This window comes from Nonomuraea sp. B19D2 (genome assembly GCF_040137845.1).
GTDB lineage: Bacteria > Actinomycetota > Actinomycetes > Streptosporangiales > Streptosporangiaceae > Nonomuraea.
This window is the reverse complement of sequence record NZ_JBEFAK010000030.1, coordinates 22,761-39,201: the sequence shown is the minus strand read 5'-3', so window position 1 is coordinate 39,201 and position 16,441 is coordinate 22,761. Positions and strand designations below refer to the sequence as shown.

General features: G+C 69.1%; 14 protein-coding genes and 1 pseudogene. 10 read left to right on the top strand and 5 right to left on the bottom strand.

Features of this window, described 5'->3' with window-relative positions; all coding sequences use genetic code 11:
• Window positions 1-63: 63 nt before the first annotated feature.
• Together ABN273_RS39605 and ABN273_RS39600 are read right to left on the bottom strand one after the other, a co-directional pair.
• Window positions 64-843, bottom strand: a complete 780-nt coding sequence (locus ABN273_RS39605) for an MFS transporter (RefSeq protein WP_349454415.1) — start codon at window positions 841-843, stop codon at window positions 64-66.
• 60 nt (window positions 844-903) lie between these two features.
• A complete protein-coding gene (locus ABN273_RS39600; protein ID WP_349454414.1) occupies window positions 904-1,527 on the bottom strand; it encodes a TetR/AcrR family transcriptional regulator in 624 nt (207 codons plus the stop codon).
• Between the two features lie 104 nt (window positions 1,528-1,631).
• Between ABN273_RS39600 and ABN273_RS39595 the strand changes: the two genes are divergently transcribed.
• Window positions 1,632-2,102: a nuclear transport factor 2 family protein gene (locus ABN273_RS39595; RefSeq protein WP_349454413.1), complete on the top strand. Its 471-nt coding sequence runs from the start codon at window positions 1,632-1,634 to the stop codon at window positions 2,100-2,102.
• Window positions 2,103-2,631: 529 nt separating this feature from the next.
• Here ABN273_RS39595 and ABN273_RS39590 read toward each other — a convergent pair.
• The gene (locus ABN273_RS39590; protein ID WP_349454412.1) at window positions 2,632-4,902 is read right to left on the bottom strand and encodes a M9 family metallopeptidase; all 2,271 of its coding nucleotides are present in this window, start codon (window positions 4,900-4,902) and stop codon (window positions 2,632-2,634) included.
• Window positions 4,903-5,130: 228 nt separating this feature from the next.
• Window positions 5,131-6,120 carry a LacI family DNA-binding transcriptional regulator gene (locus tag ABN273_RS39585; protein WP_349454410.1) on the bottom strand — a complete coding sequence of 330 codons (990 nt, stop codon included), beginning with the start codon at window positions 6,118-6,120 and terminating at the stop codon, window positions 5,131-5,133.
• A 349-nt stretch (window positions 6,121-6,469) separates the two neighbouring features.
• Between ABN273_RS39585 and ABN273_RS39580 the strand changes: the two genes are divergently transcribed.
• The 9 genes from ABN273_RS39580 (at window position 6,470) to ABN273_RS39540 (ending at window position 15,718) form a co-directional block, all read left to right on the top strand.
• Complete coding sequence (locus ABN273_RS39580) at window positions 6,470-7,555, top strand: aminotransferase class V-fold PLP-dependent enzyme (RefSeq protein WP_349454409.1); 1,086 nt, start codon at window positions 6,470-6,472, stop codon at window positions 7,553-7,555.
• The gene (locus ABN273_RS39575; protein WP_349454407.1) at window positions 7,552-8,862 is read left to right on the top strand and encodes an ABC transporter substrate-binding protein; all 1,311 of its coding nucleotides are present in this window, start codon (window positions 7,552-7,554) and stop codon (window positions 8,860-8,862) included. The genes ABN273_RS39580 and ABN273_RS39575 overlap by 4 nt, the downstream gene beginning before the upstream one ends.
• Complete coding sequence (locus ABN273_RS39570) at window positions 8,859-9,761, top strand: carbohydrate ABC transporter permease (protein ID WP_349454405.1); 903 nt, start codon at window positions 8,859-8,861, stop codon at window positions 9,759-9,761. Before ABN273_RS39575 ends, ABN273_RS39570 begins: the two co-directional genes overlap by 4 nt.
• On the top strand, window positions 9,758-10,567 hold the full coding sequence (locus tag ABN273_RS39565) for a carbohydrate ABC transporter permease (protein ID WP_349454404.1): 810 nt from the start codon (window positions 9,758-9,760) through the stop codon (window positions 10,565-10,567). The genes ABN273_RS39570 and ABN273_RS39565 overlap by 4 nt, the downstream gene beginning before the upstream one ends.
• Window positions 10,568-10,569: 2 nt before the next feature.
• The gene (locus tag ABN273_RS39560) at window positions 10,570-12,279 is read left to right on the top strand and encodes a glycoside hydrolase family 36 protein (RefSeq protein ID WP_349454402.1); all 1,710 of its coding nucleotides are present in this window, start codon (window positions 10,570-10,572) and stop codon (window positions 12,277-12,279) included.
• Window positions 12,280-13,305 (top strand): LacI family DNA-binding transcriptional regulator, encoded by a 1,026-nt coding sequence (locus tag ABN273_RS39555; RefSeq protein WP_349454401.1) that lies wholly within the window; start codon window positions 12,280-12,282, stop codon window positions 13,303-13,305.
• Window positions 13,306-14,601, top strand: a complete 1,296-nt coding sequence (locus ABN273_RS39550; RefSeq protein ID WP_349454400.1) for a hypothetical protein — start codon at window positions 13,306-13,308, stop codon at window positions 14,599-14,601.
• Between the two features lie 256 nt (window positions 14,602-14,857).
• Window positions 14,858-15,100 (top strand): hypothetical protein, encoded by a 243-nt coding sequence (locus ABN273_RS39545; protein WP_349454399.1) that lies wholly within the window; start codon window positions 14,858-14,860, stop codon window positions 15,098-15,100.
• Window positions 15,101-15,199: 99 nt separating this feature from the next.
• Window positions 15,200-15,718, top strand: coding sequence for a nuclear transport factor 2 family protein (locus ABN273_RS39540; RefSeq protein ID WP_349454398.1), 519 nt, complete (start codon window positions 15,200-15,202; stop codon window positions 15,716-15,718).
• A gap of 115 nt (window positions 15,719-15,833) precedes the next feature.
• Here the strand turns inward: ABN273_RS39540 and ABN273_RS39535 are convergent.
• Window positions 15,834-16,364 (bottom strand): annotated as a pseudogene (locus ABN273_RS39535) (GNAT family N-acetyltransferase).
• Window positions 16,365-16,441: the final 77 nt, after the last annotated feature.

Genomic DNA, 16,441 nt, shown 5'->3' with positions numbered 1-16,441 from the left:
GGTGCGTCGTCACCCAGGCGACGGCAGTTGCCGCTGCCGCCAGGGAAGTAGACACGGGTGCGGCTACATCTCAGGGCGTAGCACGGATTGCCTGCCGCCGGAGGCGGGTAAGCTCGCCACGGCCCCTTGGGGCGCGCGCATCTTGCATCCCGGCCGGGTCGCGGGCGAAGTCACCTTGCTCAGCGCGGGACCGATGTAGGTGTACAGGGTGTGGATCCCGGCGAGGGTGATCATGGAGACGGCCAGAACGCCGATGACCCAGCGCTGCTTGAGTGGGGCGAGCCGGTCGCCGAGCGCGACGTCCGCTGAGCGTACGGGGGGCACCCCGACGGCGATGCCGATCCCGGCAACCAGGCCGAGCCCGGCCACCGCCCACAGTGTCACCCGCCAGCCGGCGCGCCCGATCAGGGTGCCCAGGGGCAGGCCGACGGCGGTGGCGATGGTCAGGCCGCCCATCACGAATGCCAAGGCCCTGCCGTGGCGGTGTGGAGGGGCGATGGCCGCGGCGACGCTGAACGCGGTCGAGCCGATGATGCCCGCCCCTGCCGCGGTGATGACGCGGGCCGTCATCACCGCTGTGTAGGTGGTGCCCAGAGCGGTAGCGGCGTTGCCGGCCACGAAGACGCCAAGGGCAAGTAGCAGCGCCGGCTCGCACGGATGCGACTGGTCAACTGGCACGCTGGCCAACGCAACCAGCTGATGCCAAACCGCCAGATGCGGCTCAGAGTCGGTTTCCTCCTGCGCGCACCGGTTGATCAGCTCGGCGAGGGCTTGCCGGTCCTCCGCGGGGAGGTCCTGCAGAAGGACGATCGCCGGCTCCAGCACCGCGCCGGGCGCGGTCACTTTCTCCCGAACAAAACCATGGAGCAGGAGCAGGCCGGCCCCGTCGACCGTCCCGCACCGTCACCTTCCCGCACGGCGAAGGCGCCTGTCACTCCCCGCCGCGAGGGGAAGGTCGGTGTTGACATGGCGCGTGTCGAGCGTCAGCAGAAGCTGCGCCGCCTGCTTGGCCTGGCGGGCCGCTGCAGGTGTGCCTGAGATAGCGGCGGTGGTCATGGCTCCCTCGGCCAGCAGGGCGATCTGGGTGCCGGTATCTGCTGCCGCTCCCGCAGCTGCTGCCAGTTCCCGCAGGTAGGCGTGGAAGGTGTCCTTGTGGTGGCGGGCCACGGCAGCGACCTGGGGTGACGTGCCGCCCAGCTCGCCGAAGGAGTTGACGAAGGCGCACCCGTGGAAGTCGGGCTGGGCGAACCAGTCTTCCAGCCAGTCGAAGACGGCGAGCAGCCGCTCCTGCGGGGTTTCCGCGGCTGTGTCGACATGGGTTGCAAGGCTTTGGAGCCAGCGGGTGTCCCTGCGGGTCAGGTAGGCCTCGACGAGGTCGCCCTTGGAGGGGAACAGCTGATAGAGGCGCCGCAGCGTGACGCCCGAGGCGTCGCGGATCACGTCCATGCCGACAGCTTGGATACCTCGGGCGTAGAAGAGGTCTTCGGCGGCGTCCAGGATGCGCTCGCGTGCCAGATCGGCGTGCAAATTTTCTGCCCCTTTGGCATGAGAACCAGCGTTCTCATAGTATCAGTGGCACATCGTGAGAACGAGCGTTCTCGCTCTCGTATGGCTTTTCAGAGGAGTGCGTCATGTCCGAGCAGCGTCCCCCGTTCCCGCCTTACACGCGGGAAACGGCGATCACCAAGGTCCGCCTGGCCGAAGACGGCTGGAACACCCGCGACCCCGAGAAGGTCGCCCTCGCCTACACACCCGACTCGCGCTGGCGCAACCGCGCGGAGTTCGTCACCGGCCGCGACGAGATCGTGAAGTTCCTGACCCGCAAGTGGAACCGGGAACTGGACTACCGCCTCATCAAGGAGTTGTGGGCGTTCGACGGGAACCGCATCGCGGTGCGGTTCGCCTACGAGTACCACGACGACTCCGGCCAGTGGTACCGCGCCTACGGCAACGAGAACTGGGAGTTCGACGACAACGGCCTCATGCGCGTGCGCCACGCGAGCATCAACGACCTGCCCATCGCCGAGGAGGAGCGCAAGTACCACTGGCCGCTGGGCCGCCGGCCCGACGATCATCCGGGTCTGTCCGACCTCGGGCTCTGAAACCGCAACCCGGAGGCCGGCTGGCAGCGCGACCACAGCCGGCACCCCCGTGCCCGGCGCACTCCCCCGCCCGGTGCGAGCGAACGACCGCACTGCGGTCGCCGGCAACCCGCTCCGACCGCGATCGGGTTGCCGGTCACCGTCCCGCCGGCGCCCTGAGGCAAACAGGTACCAGGGGCGGCGGCTTCGCTCTGGTGCGCGGACCCCAACCGGGCGGACTCGCTGATCATCGCGCACCCACTACGCCCGCACTCTGTTCCAGGGAACCAGGAGCCTGCCCGCATGACTGCGGCGAGGCGATGCACGCGGGCCACGTCGACCTGCTGTCAGGCCCAGGCGCGGCCGCCTGACCGAAGGGGTCCACAGCTTGCCCGCCAAGGATCCGGTGGCCGTCTGGGACGAGGTGATGGCCGAGGCCCGCCGCGAGCCCATCCCCGCTCCCCCGAGGTCGGTCCCGAGGGGTCTTCTGATCACGGAGGTGGCGCATGACGGCGCCTCCCCAGGCCAGGGGAGGCGCCGTGTGGAGGTGTCAGTATTCGGTGGTGAGCCGGATGCCGCTGAAGTCGGAGACGCCGTGCAGGCTGATGAAGTTGTCGCTGCCCGGCGCGAGGTCGGTTACCGTCAGGGTCTCGTTGTTGTCGGGATTGGTGGATCGGCTCTGGTGGGCCTGGGTTGTGGCCCAGGCGCTCTTGTTGAAGTAGAGGTCGGCGTTGCCGGTCCCGCCGGTCGCGGTGATCTTGAGCTGCTTCACCCCTTCAGGAATTCTGATGTAGAAGTAGGCGTAGCCGTCTTTGGTCCCGGCAATGTCGCTGCGGGTGCAGTCGCGTCCCATGGCCCTGGTGTCCTGAGCGGCACACGGCGTCGAGGGGTCCTGTTCACCGCCGCACGCGCCCGCGGCGCATTCGTTGAGCCAGGTGTCGAACTCGGAGTTGTGGTTCAGGGACTTCAGGAAGGCCCGCGCGGTGTCCCACTCCCCCTTGCGGTAGTGTCCGAGCAGGGTCGTCACCTCGGCGGGATTCTTCTCGAGCATGTAGCGCACCGCGAGGTAGCCCCAGGAGTAGATGCGCGTCTGGCCGCCCCCATACACCGTGTCGAACACGGTGCTCAGCGGGTAGGTGTGCTTGCCCGCCTCGGCGGCGGCGTTGGTGTTGTCGAGTTTGCGGTAGGAGTACGAGACATACTCGGCCACTCCCTCGACCCACCAGACGGTCGGCGTCTTCATCCCCTCGACGAAGTCGCCGAACATGTCGAACCGGCCGTCGAGGTAGTGGGTGTACTCGTGGTTGAGGTTCCAGATCTCGAACGCGGGCCGTGTCCACTCGGCCTCGTAGGCGATGAACCTGGGCTGGTTACCCGCTGCGACGGGGTCACCCTCGAGGTACATGCCGCCGTTGTTCGTGTCGATCCCGTAGATCACGCCGGCGTAGGTCTGGTAGTCGGTGGAGGAGTCGAAGACGACCACCTCGAGTGTGGTGTTCTTGTCGTTCGCGACCGGGCCCGAGTCCTTGACCAGGCCGTGGAAGAAGGCGTCCTGGTTCTGCATGCTGGTGCAGGCCCCGGCGAGCTGCTCTGAGCTGATCTCCTGACCCACGATGCGCAGGGTCGGGCCGCAGGTGTGGGCGACGGGCAGCACTGCCTCTTTCACCCGCTTCCGCAGGTCACAGACGCCGTAATCGACGCACTTGGCCTTGTCGTAGCCGTCGGCCATCTCGGCCAGGCCCACCCACAGGCGCGCGGTCGGTCCGATGATCGAGGTCTGCTTCAGAAGCGAAATGACCTGCGGCTTCACGCTGGGCAGCAGGGAGGCGTGCTGGAGGAAGCGGCCGAGCTCCCGGCCCGCGTTGACAGTGAGGAAGGCGGATTCCGTGCCGAGCAGGTCGAGGTGCTTGGCGGCGAAGGCGTGCAAGGTGCCGAGCACGCTGTTGTCGGCCTGCACGGCCGAGACGAACTCCGGCAATTGGTGACCGCGGAACAGCACGGTGAACACCGAGTTGACCGCGTTGCGCATCCACCACAGCTCGAGGTACGGCTTGTCGAACGCGTTGAGAAAGCGTTTCACGACCGGGAGGAAGTTGGCGTTCTGCTGGGCGCTGTCGATCAGAATGATCGACTCGCTGAGGGTCTCCCCGTTGGCGTCACTGACGTCACCTGAGTGGCTGTTGGCGAAGAACGCCTCGAGCGCGGGTTTGATCGCGTTCTTCAACGCGTCGCCGTACGGGCCGACATCGTCGGGGTGATACCACTGCACGTAGTAGCCCGCACGGAGGTAGAGGACGAGCTGCGTGGTCGAGGTGCTGTTGTCGCCCGGGTAGGTGGCGGCGTTGGCCCGGTAGGCATCGGCGACGGTGACCATCTTCGATTCGCCGAAGGCCGCGCCCGCATCGCCACCGGTCAACGTGAAGAGCTTGTTGATGCAGGCAGTGTCCGCTGCCTTGATCGCGGCGATCAGGGCCTCGCCGGTCTTGCCGGTGAATTCCGAGATCACGCACTCCGCGGCGGCCGCGGTCTTGTGACGCAGCGACGGCCTCTTCTCGGTCTTCAGCGTGTCGGGGGCGTCGTAGTCTCGGCGTGCCTCGTCGTTCGACGCCGGTAGCGGAGGCCGCTCGTCGATCGGCAAGGGCTCGTGCTGCGTGTGGTCGGGTACGCCGCCGAGGTCTCGTACCGGCGCGAGGTCCACGACCTTGTGGGTCGGGGTGGAGGTGTGGGCTGCCGCGACGGCGGGAGACGCGAGCCCAGCGACCAGGCTCTGTGACGTCAACGCGATCGAGGCAGCGAAAAGTAACGATGTGGCGATCCGCATCACCGCTCCTTGGGGGGTTGGTGGGCCAGGCCTCCATGCCTTGGCCAGCCACTTAACTGTGTGGAATGTAAAATGTCATACGGCGTTATTCATGACAAGAGTCAGGTTTGTGAACGTTCATATTCCCTACGTGACCAAAAGGTCCGCTGTAGAGCCTTTCTGCGCCCAGCCGAAGGACGGCGCGAGACCGCCGCGCTGGGGCTGCCTGGCCCAGGCGTGGACAGGGAACTACCGGACCGAAGGCACGCTCGGGCGGAGCACCGGCTCACCGGCGAGCAGGAGCCCGGCTTCCGGCGGGACTCCGTCCTCGAGAGTCTGAAGGAGCCGATTGACCAGGGCGTCCGCGATGCGCCGCAACGGCAGCCGGACGGTGGTCAGCGGCGGCTGGAGTAGCCGGGTGTAGGGCATGTCGTTGAAGCCGGTGACCGCGACGTCGACGCCGACAGTCAGCCCTTCCGCCTGGGCGGCGGCGTAGGCGCCAGGCGCCAGCCAGTCGTCGTCGAGGACCAGGGCAGAGGGGCGTGGCAGCCGGTCCAGCAGACCGCGCGCCACCGCCACCACCTCGTCCGGGCCATCGACGTAGGCCTCGAGGCCGACCATGCCGAAGCGGCGCTTCCCGATGCGGAACCCCGCCGCCCGGTGCCGCAGCCAGGGCAGTTCCGCCGACGTGCCCAGGAACGCGACCTGCCGGTGTCCGTGGGAGGCCAGGAGGCCGACCATGTCGATCATCGCTTGGACCGAGTCGACGTCCACCCAGGCCTGGGGCGCTCCGGGCCTGGTACGGCCGAACACGGCGAAGGGGAAGCCCGCTTCGGTCAGGTAGTCCACGCGCCGGTCGTCGTCCAGCACGTCCGAGAGCAGGAAGGCGTCGGCGGTGCGCGCGGCGATGATGTCTTCCAGCGCCTGTGCCTCGCTCTGGCCGGGGCCCTGGCGCACCAGCAGGATGCGGTAACCGGCATCGCCGGCTGCGGCCACCATGGCCTCGAGAAACCCGCTCATGAGGGCGTTGGGGTTGGCCGGGTCGGTCTCGGGGGTGAGGTAGGCGATGACCTGGCGCGTGCCGGACCGCAGGCTACGCGCCGATTGGTCGGCACGGTAGCCCATCTCCTTGATCAGCGTGGAGACCCGTTCGAGGGTGTCGGCGCGCAGCTTGTGCGGAGCGTTGATCGCGTTGGAGACGGTCTGCCGTGACACGCCTGCCGCACGGGCGACGTCCATGATGCTGACCCCACGGGGCCGATGCGCCGACATTGCTCAGTTCTCCTCCTCAATACGGCATTATGACGGCGCAGCCGTAGCAGGCCGCCCCCGGGACCGTTGAACGATCAGAAAGTGGCCCTGCCTACAGCCTCATCGCGCGGGATCCGTCGTGGTGCGCCGGGGCAGCGACCGGGTCGCCGGATCCGCAGGTCGAGCGGAAGCGGATCGGATCGCACTCCGGGGTGCTTGCGCGGATATGAACGATCAAATACGGTGTGTCGCATAGGGCGCACTTGGCGCTGCACACCCCTCGCTGTTGCACGGGATAGTCCTGTTCGGAGTCGGTTTGAACGTTCAACCTAGCTACTTGAGCCAGTTCCACGAACCGGCGGGATATCTGGACTTCGCCAGAATCGGGCCGCCCTCCCTGGCCGTCGCGCGCACCGTCGCACAGGCCGCGGAGTGGCTGGCCCGCGATCCGTCCGCCGCGCTCACCCACCTGGAGCTGGAGGCGAGCAGGACCCGTGCCGTCGCGGCCCGCCTGCTGAAATGCTCCCCGCACGAGGTGGCCTTCGTCTCCTCCACCAGCCATGCGCTGTTCGCCGCCGCGGCGGGTCTGGGCGGTGGCGTGGTGCTCGTCCCGCGCGGCGAGTTCCCCGCCAACGTCTATCCCTGGCTGCGCTTCCAGGAGCGCGGCGGGCTGCGGCCACGCTGGATCGACTCCGCCGCGATCACTGCCGACGTCCTGCGCGAGCACCTCGACGACGACGTCAGGGCGCTGGCCGTCAGCGCGGTGGACGCCACGACCGGCCACCGCGCTCCGCTGGGCGCGCTGAAGGAGGTGCTGGGCGAGGATCGGCTGCTGGTGGTGGACGCCATCCAGGGCCTCGGCGCGGTGCCGCTGGACGTGGCGGCGGCGGACGTGCTCGCCTGCGGCGGGCAGAAGTGGCTGCGGGCAGGCTGGGGCGCGGCGCTGCTGCTCGTCCGCGACCGGGTGGCCGACCGCCTCGCCCCCGGTCTCGGCGGCTGGTCGGGCGTGCACGCCCCGTTCGGAGCCCGGCACCCCATGCCGCCGCTGCCAGGAGCCGTCGCGCACTCGGCCACCAACCCCGACCTTTCCGCCGTAGCCGCGCTGGGAGCCGCCATCGACCTGGTGCTCTCCGCCGGAGAAACGAACATCGCCCGGCAGATCTCCCAAACTCTGGCGAGCCTGCTGGATGCCGCCAGGACCGCGGGCGCCGAGGTCCTGTTCCCCGAGGAGCCCGCCGGCATTGCCCGCGTGCGGCTGCCCGGCCACGACCCCGCGAGCACGCACGCCGCACTCGGCGCCGCCGGACTCGTCACCACGCTGCGCGGTGGCTGGATCCGGCTCTCCCCGCACGCCACCACCCCCGGCGACACCGCCGACCGGCTACGCGCAGCACTCACCCCCCGAAAGGAAACACACAAATGATCAACCGTCGCGGAGCCCTCGCGCTCGCACTCACCGGCACGCTCGCCCTGGGCGCCTGTGGCGGCGGCAAGACACCGGAGCAGGGCAGCGGGCCCGTCAAGATCACCGTCTGGAGCTGGAAGCCCGCCTCAGACGGCCTGGCCGCCGTCGCCAAGGACTTCGAGCAGACCCACCCCGGCATCAAGATCGACGTTCAAGCCGTCGGCAACCCGGCCATCTGGGACAAGATCACCATTGGCATGGCCGCGGGCGGCAAGGGCCTGGCCGACGTACTGCACATCGGCATCGACTACCTGCCCGGGTATATGGACAAATTCCCCGGCGGCCTGGCCGACCTGCGCAAGCTGGGCGCCGACAAGTACAAGGACGCCTTCGCCAAGGGCCTGTGGCCCACGGTGACCGGCAAGGACGGCGGCATCTACGCGATGCCCTGGGAGGTCAACCCGGTCGGCTTCTTCTACCGCGCGGACCTGTTCAAGAAGGCAGGCATCGACCCGGAGCAGATCCAGACCTGGGACGACGCCATCGAGGCCGGTAAGACGCTCAAGGAGAAGACGGGCGCCTTCCTGATCGGGCTGAACAAGCCCGCGGCCGGCAGCGCGGACATGGACCTCTACCAGTCGCTGCTCCAGCAGCAGGGCGCCTTCTACTTCAACCGGCAGGGTGAGGTCACGCTCGCCTCGGCGCCGGCCGTACAGGCGATGACTCTCATCAAGAAGATGAACGACGCGGGCATCGTCGCCGACACCTCCGGCGAGAACGCCGCCAAGCAGCTCATCAGCGGCGGCAAGCTGGCCGTGCTGCCATGGGCGGCCTGGGCGGTCAGCTACATCCCCGAGATGCGTCCCGAGCAGAAGGGCCTGTGGCGGGTCATGCAGCCGCCCGCGGTGACAGCGGGGGGCAAGCGCGCCGCGATCGTCAACTCCACCCATCTGTCGGTCTCGGGGACCAGCCCGCACCAGGCGGAGGCGTTCGAGTTCGTGGCGTACGCGCTGACCAAGCCCGAGGTCATCAACAAGGTTTTCAAGGAGGGCGGCGTCTTCCCCGCACTGACGGCGGCCTACTCCGACCCGGCGTTCGCCGCGCCCCAGCCCTACTTCGGCGGCCAGCCCGCGCTCAAGACTTTCGTGGACGCGCTCACCGAGGGCGCGGACGCCACCTACTACTCGGGCGACTACGCCAGGGCGTTGAAGATCGCCAGTGACGCGCAGACGAAGGTCCTGCTCAAGGGCGCCGACCCGGCCGCGGCGCTGACCGAGGCCGCCACGCTGCTGTCCCAGCAGACGAACAGGAAGCTCGCGGGATGACACTCACCCTGTCGCGGCCCGGGCGGTTGGCGGTGGGCAGGCGCTCCCTCGTCACCAAGCGAAACATCCCGTACCTGCTGGTCCTGCCCGCACTGCTGGGCTTCATGGTGTTCAAGGCCTATCCGATCGTGGCCGCCATGTACATCAGCCTGACCACCGGCGCGGGAGCGGCACGCAGCTTCGTCGGGCTGGACAACTACGTGCGGCTGGTGAACGACCCGCTGTTCTGGACCTCGCTGTGGAACACCGGGCTGATCCTGGTCGTGCAGGTCCCGATCATGCTGCTGCTCGCGCTGCTGCTGGCGCTCGCGCTCAACTCCTCCCTCGTACGGCTGCGCGGCCTGTGGCGGCTGGGCGTCTTCATGCCGTCGCTGACCGGTCTGGTCGCCTACGGCGTGATGTTCTCGGTGATCCTGCGCAAGGACGCAGGACTGCTCAACTGGCTGCTCAGCCTCTTCGGCGTCGACGCGATCGACTGGCTGGGCAGCCCGTTCTGGGCCCGCATCGCCATCGTCATCGCCCTCACCTGGCACTACACCGGCTACAACGCGGTGATCTACCTGGCCGGCCTGCAGAGCATCCCGAAGGACCTCTACGAGGCGGCGATGGTCGACGGCGCCGGCTCGGCCCGCAGGTTCTGGTCGATCACGGTGCCTCAGCTGCGGCCGATCCTGCTGCTGACCGTGGTCCTGTCCACGATCGGCACGCTGCAACTGTTCGACGAGCCGTTCGTGCTGACCGGCGGCGGGCCGGACAACTCGACCCTGACGATCTCGCTGTACCTGTACCAGAACGGCTTCCGCTACTTCGACTTCGGCTATGCCGCGGCGATCGCCTACGCGCTCACGCTGATCGTGGCCGGACTCGGGATCGCGCAGATGAGGATGCAGAAACGATGAAGGGCTGGACGCTCACCTTCGTGCTCGCCGCGGTGTTCGGGCTGTGCGTCGGCCCGTTCTACTGGCTGGCCATGGCGGCCACGCACGCCAACTCCGACATCTTCTCCTGGCCGCCGAGGTTCTACCCCGGCGACCAGCTGGTGGCCAACACGGCAAAGCTGGAGGAGTCGATCGGGCTGGTCAACGTGCTGGGCAACACGCTCTTCGTCGCGGTCGTGCAGACCGCGGGGGCGATCGTGGTCTCGCTGCTGGCCGGTTACGCCTTCGCCAAGTTCACGTTCGCCGGGCGCAACGCCTTCTTCGTGCTGCTGCTGTCGACGCTGGTCATCCCCGGCGGCGTGACCATCATCCCGATCTTCGAGATGATGAACGACATCGGGCTGATCGACAGCTTCCCCGCCCTGATCCTGCCGAGCCTGTCGGTGCCGTTCGGCATCTTCCTGATGCGCCAGTCGCTGCTGGCCATCCCGGACGAGCTGCTCGACGCGGCCAGGGTCGACGGCGCGGGCGAGCTGCGCGTGCTGTGGCGGGTGGTGATCCCGGTCATGCGCCCGGTCCTGGCGGCGCTGGCCGTCTTCCTCTTCCTCGGTGCGTGGAACGACTTCCTGTGGCCGCTGATCGCGCTGCGCACGCCGGAGATGTACACCTTACCCGTCGCGCTGGCCACCCTGCAGGGCCTGGCCAGGACCGACTTCGGCCAGGTCATGGTGGGCACCGCGATCTCCTCGCTGCCCATGATGGTCCTTTTTCTCGTCCTCCAGAAACAGTTCATCTCCGGCCTGCTGGCCGGCGCCACGAAGGGATAAGCATGCAGGTCTGGGAGCCCTACGCGCTCGGGGAGACGACCGCGGTACGGGCCGGCACGGTCGAGCTGGCACTGGCCGGCGTGGCCGATGCGAAGGTGACGCAGGTCACTGACCGCATCTGGCTGATCGACGCGCCAGGGGCCACGGCCGCGCAGTGGCGAGTGCCGTGCGTGAGCGTCAGCGCGTTCTGGACGCCCTTCGGCGGCACCCGCTGGGTGCCGCCGATCTGGAACGCGCCGCTGGTGTCGCGGCTGACCGCGGGCGCGCCGGTGGTCTCCCTCATCGGTACGGCCGGGGCCAACGTCTGCACGGTGGGCCTGGCCGAGCCGGCGGCGCAGGTGAGCTTCACCGGCGGGGTGATGGAGGAGACCGGTGAGTTCGTCTTCACCCTGCACGGTGACCGGCTGCGGATCCGGCTGGACCTGTCGGAGCGGCCGTTCTCCGCGGCGGTGGCCGACGTGGCGGCCTGGTGGCAGGACGACGCGGGCGACCTGCGGCCCACTCCGGACCGTGCCCGGCTGCCGGTCTACTCGACCTGGTACAGCATGCACCAGGAGGTCACCGCCGAGTCCGTGGAGCTCCAGGCGCGGCTGGCCAAGGAACTGGGCTGCGAGACGATCATCGTGGACGACGGCTGGCAGACCGCCGATCGGTCGCGCGGCTATGCGTTCTGCGGTGACTGGGAGCCGAACACGGCCGCATTCCCCGATATTTCGGCACATGTGGCTCGGGTGCGCGAGCTCGACATGGCTTACATGCTCTGGTACGCGCTGCCGTTCGTGGGCAAGCACAACGCCGCCTTCGAGCGCTTCGAGGGCAAATTCCTGCGATACCTCGACCACATGGACGCCGCCGTGCTGGATCCGCGCTACCCGGAGGTACGCGAGTTCCTCATCGGCCGGCTCGTCCAAGCGGTCGAGGCGTGGAGCATGGACGGCTTGAAGATCGACTTCGTGGACCGCTTCGCGACCCCGGGCGGTGACCCGGCGCCCGGCGCGGGGACCGACTGCGCGGATGTGGACGAAGGCGTCAGGCGGCTGCTCCGCGATCTGGACGCCCGGCTCCGCCGTACCAGGCCGAACGTGCTGATCGAGCACCGCCAGCCGTACACCAACCCTGGGCTGTGGCCGTACGCCAACATGATCAGAGCGACGGACTGCCCGCTCAGCTCGCAGGAGAACCGGCAGCGGACCGTGGACCTGCGGCTCACCGCGGGTCCTGTGGCCGTGCACTCCGACATGATCCTCTGGCATCCCGCCGAGCCCGCCGAGCAGGTGGCCGTGCACCTGATCAACGCGCTGTTCTCGGTGCCGCAGCTCTCAGTGGACCTGGCGGCACAGCGCCCCGACCAGCTCGCCGCGATCCGGTTCTGGCTGGGGATCTTCCACCGCTACCTGGGCACGCTCCAGCTGGGAACGCTGCGGCCCGAGCAGCCCGAGCACGGCTACCCGCTCGTGCGGGCCCACGATGATCGCACCACGATCGTCGCGCGGTATGCGCCGCTGCCCGTGGACGTGCCGGAGTCCGGGGATCTGCTCGTCGCCAACGCCGATCCTGACCCGCGCGTCGTCCTCTACGGCACCGGCTCGGCGCACGTCGAGGTGCACGACTGCGGCGGCGCCCTGGTCCGCACGGCCACGCTCCTGCTGGAGTCCGGGGCCTGCGTCGTCGAGGTACCCATGGGTGGCCTGCTCAAGCTGAGGAGAGATTGAGTGACGGCACGCCGGCCACGCGAACGCGGGGTCACCATCGAGGATGTCGCACGGGCGGCCGGCGTGTCCCGCCAGACGATCTCCAACGCGCTGAACGCCCCGCACCGGCTGAAGGCGGAAACACTGGAGCGGGTCTCGGCGATGATCGAGAACCTCGGCTACCGGCCCGACCAGTCGGCACGCAGTCTGAAGTCGGGCACCAGGCGGATCATCGCCTACCCGACTCCAGTGGATGACCCGGCCAATCCCAACCCGCTGATGGGCGGCTTCCTCGAAGCGGTCGTGGCGGCGTCGGGCGAGGCGGGCTACCGCGTCCTGCTGGTGCGCCCGCGGCCAGGCCAGAGCCAGGAGCAGGCGCTCGACGAGCTGATCGCCGCGCGGACCGTGGACGGCTTCCTGCTGTCGGACATACTCCGCGACGACCCTCGCGTGGCCCATCTGACGGGCGCGGGCTTCCCGTTCGCCGCCTTCGGCAGGACCGGGCCCGAGCAACCGCAGTCCTGGGTGGACGTCGACAGCGTGCAGGCGATGATCGAGCTGGTCGGCATGGTGGCGGCCAGAGGGCACCGGCGGGTGGCCTTCCTGGCCTCCTCCTCCGGGCAGCCGTGGATGGACGACCGGCGCGCCGGGTTCCTGGCCGGGGTGCGTCGCCATGGCCTGGCCGGGCAGCTGTACTCGCCGGGCGACGATCCAGGCGAGATCGTCGCGGCCACCTGCGAGCTGCTGGCCGGGCGCGACCGGCCCACCGCGATCGTGGCCGGCGGCGACTGGCTCGCGCTGGGCATCTACACGGCGGCGCGCGCCGAAGGGCTGGAGATCGGTACGGAGCTGGCCGTGGTCGCCTTCGACGACCTGCCGATCGCCGCGTTCCTCCAGCCTGCGCTGACGACGGTACGACTGCCGCTGCGCCGCATCGCCGACGCCCTGATCAGCCGCCTCCTCCAGATCATCGAAGACGGCGTCACCCCGCAGGCGGGGCTCATACTCCCCGGCGAGCTGGTGATCCGCCCGAGCCTAGGACCATGAATGCAGCTGGACTCCGGCCACGACGAGCTCGTGGCGATGTTCGCGTGGGCGCGCGACCGCGCGCTGCGCTGGGCGCATCCCGGCGGGACGCGCGGGCCGGTGAATGTCGACGAGCGGCACCCGCACGGCACCGGTGAGGGCGTCTACCTGCCCTCCTACTGGGCCGGGTACGCGCACCGCAGCGGGTTCTACGCCCGTGACTTCGTCCACCAGGCGGCGGGCGCCCACCTGCTCGGCCTGGCCGAGGCCAACCTGGCGATGCTGCGCTGCTTCGCCGCCTCGGCGACGGAGGAGCACGGCCACCGTCCGGTGTGGGCGTTCAATTTCGACGGCTCCTACCTGTCGATCGACTACCGCGGTCCCGACGAGTTCGTCAGGGAGGTGCCCGCGGTCTTCGAGCTGGTGGAGTGCGTGGCGGCGCTCTACCGCTGGACCGGAGAGCGCGCCTACGTCCACGACCCCGTGCTGCGCGACTACTGCTCGAACGCGATCGCGCTTCCCGCGACCGGCCGAGGTGTGGGCATCTTCGAGGGCGCCGCCAGCTACAACGAGCTGAGCGGCGAGCCGCTGGCGGTGGCCGGTGACGGCATCGCCGCGCAGTATGCCGCCCATCTGGCGATGGCCGAGCTGGCCAGGGCCCGTGGCGAGGGCGGCGGGCGGTTCGAGGCACTGGCCGCGGAGCTGCGCCGCCACTACGAGCAGGAGTGGAACGGCGCGCGCGGCTTCACCTTCGACGGCCGGCCGGTCACCGGGTGGGGCGCGGAGAACAGCTGGTTCATACCGTTGAAGGGCCTGCGCGACGACCCGGCCTACCTCGACTACATCGACGCGCAGGCGAGCGGTCCCGGGCGGCCGGAGAACGTCGAGTCGTGGACGTACCTGCCTGACGTCTTCTTCCGGCACGGCAGGCAGGAGACCGCCTGGCGGTGGCTGCGGGAGATCTTCCACGCCCGCACAGCCCCGCACGTGGCGGGCGGGCTCAACGGCGACTACCCGGAGGTCTCCTTCACCCTGGTGAGCCAGGTGGTGGAGGGCCTGCTCGGCGTCCGGCCGGACGCGCCGGGCAACGCGCTTTCCACCCTCTCGCGGCTGCCCGCCGAGATCCGCTGGGCCGCCGTCTCCGGCATCCCGATAGGGCAGGGCAGCGTCGCGGTCCGGCACGACGGCGGGCACACCACCACGCTCACCAACCTGTCCGACCGGGTGACGTACCGGTGGACCGCCCGCTTCCCCGACGGCTCCGCCACCACCCGGCAGGTCCCGCCCGGCGCCACGCTCACCGCGGAACGCCGCTGACCGCATGGATCCACGTCACCCCGCGGCATGAGCCACGTTCCACTCCCCAGCAACTCCCCGGGCTCCGGCCGCGCCTGGCTGCTGCGGCGCCCGGGACACTGCCGTGTACGGCACCGGGCGACGAGCGATCAGGTGGCCTTGCCGCGGGCGATGTAGAGGTTCATGTCGGTGAAGTCGAGGGTGACGTTGTAGGGCTTGTAGAAGCTGTGGGAGAAGTGGGCCAGCACGTCGAACCCGAAGGGGGCGGTCGTAGTCGGTGCGGATCCGCAACTGCCTGGCCGTTTCCTCGGACATGCCCGCGGCGATCTCGCCGGTTCCGCCGATGGGCACGGCCACCACCCGTGGGCCGGAGCCGGCGATGCTGCCCCTGCTGTGGACCATGTGCTCCCGGGCCAGCCACAGCGGCAGGGGCTCTGCGCCCACCCGTTTGGCTGCGGCGCGTGCCTTCCTGGCCGTTTCGGGGGTCCGGCGGCGCAGGATCAGCGACCGGCCCGCGTAGTCAAAGGTGGGCAGGGAGGAGTGGTTGAGTTTCGGCGGGCTGCAACCAAGTCCGGGGAGGTGGGGTTCTCAGGGGTGTTGTTGCAGAGAGGAGTGCGTGATGACCATGGGGACTTCCGCGGGAGAGCGACGCGTGGCTGTGGGTGCGGATCGGCAGTCGGGCGACGCGTGGGCGGTGATGGAGAAGTTCTATGCAGCCGAGGCGGCCTATGTGGCCGCGGGCGGGTATGGCAAGGCGAGCTATGACCAGGTTGCCGCGTATCTGGATCCGGAGGTGGTGTTGCATCAGGCTCCGGGTCTGCCGTTCACGGGGACTGGGACGTGGCGGGGCCGGGACGGTATGGAGCGGTTTCTGGCCGTCTTCAGTCAGGTCTGGGAGTCGATGGAGTTCCTGGAACAGGAGCACTGGGGCGATGGGGACACTGTGGTGGTGCGCAATCGGGTGCGGTTCCGTGCCCGACCGACGGGCCGGGAGATCGAGACGCTGATCGTGCAGCTGATCACCGTTCGGGACGGGCGCATGCTCGAGTGCCGTCCCTTCTATTGGGATCCGGCCGCCATCGCTCAAGCCTGCGGCTCAGTGGGGCCGCGTGGCGAAGGGCAGGGCTCGGCGGCGTGATCAGCCGACTGCGGCGGTCTCGGTTTCGACGGCGGCGAGTCGGTTCTTGAGCCGGTAGGTGGGTCCGTTCACGGCGATGACTTCGAGTGGTGCAGCAGGCGGTACGGAACAGGCATCAGGCGCGTTGCTCGTCGCCTCGGATGCGGGCGTGCAGGTGCATGTCGTGCCGGCCGTCGGAGTGGACGGCGTCGCTGCGCTTGGTGCCCTCCAGGAGGAAACCACATTTGACGGCGACCCGGCAGGAGGCGTTGTTGCGGGTCGAGTGATCCAGATGGAGACGGTGGAAACCGGCCTCGCCCAGCGCCCAGACGCTCAAGGCCGTCAGTGCGCGGGAGGCCACACCTGCCCCACGGGCGGCCGGGAGCACTCAGTATGCGCACCCCGCGACACCGTCATCGAGATTCACCCCGCCCATGGCGATGCGTCCCAGCACCTCACCGCCGTCACGGGTCACCGCCCAACTCGCGCCGGTCTCCTGCGCCCAGGCCTGGCGATACTGATCGAACCACGCACGGACCTGGTCCTCAGACGCGGGTTGACGAGTATGCCAATGCCGGATCTCGGGGTCCTGGTAAGCGGCGAGGAAGACTGCTGCGTCAGAAGGCTCCCAGGGTCGCAGGAGCAGGCCGCCTGGGGCGGGCAGCACCGGTTGCGGGCCGGCGGCAAGGGTGCCGGCGGGGATGGCAGGCGGCGTCGAGAGAGTTGATCTCACGTCGTATCCTC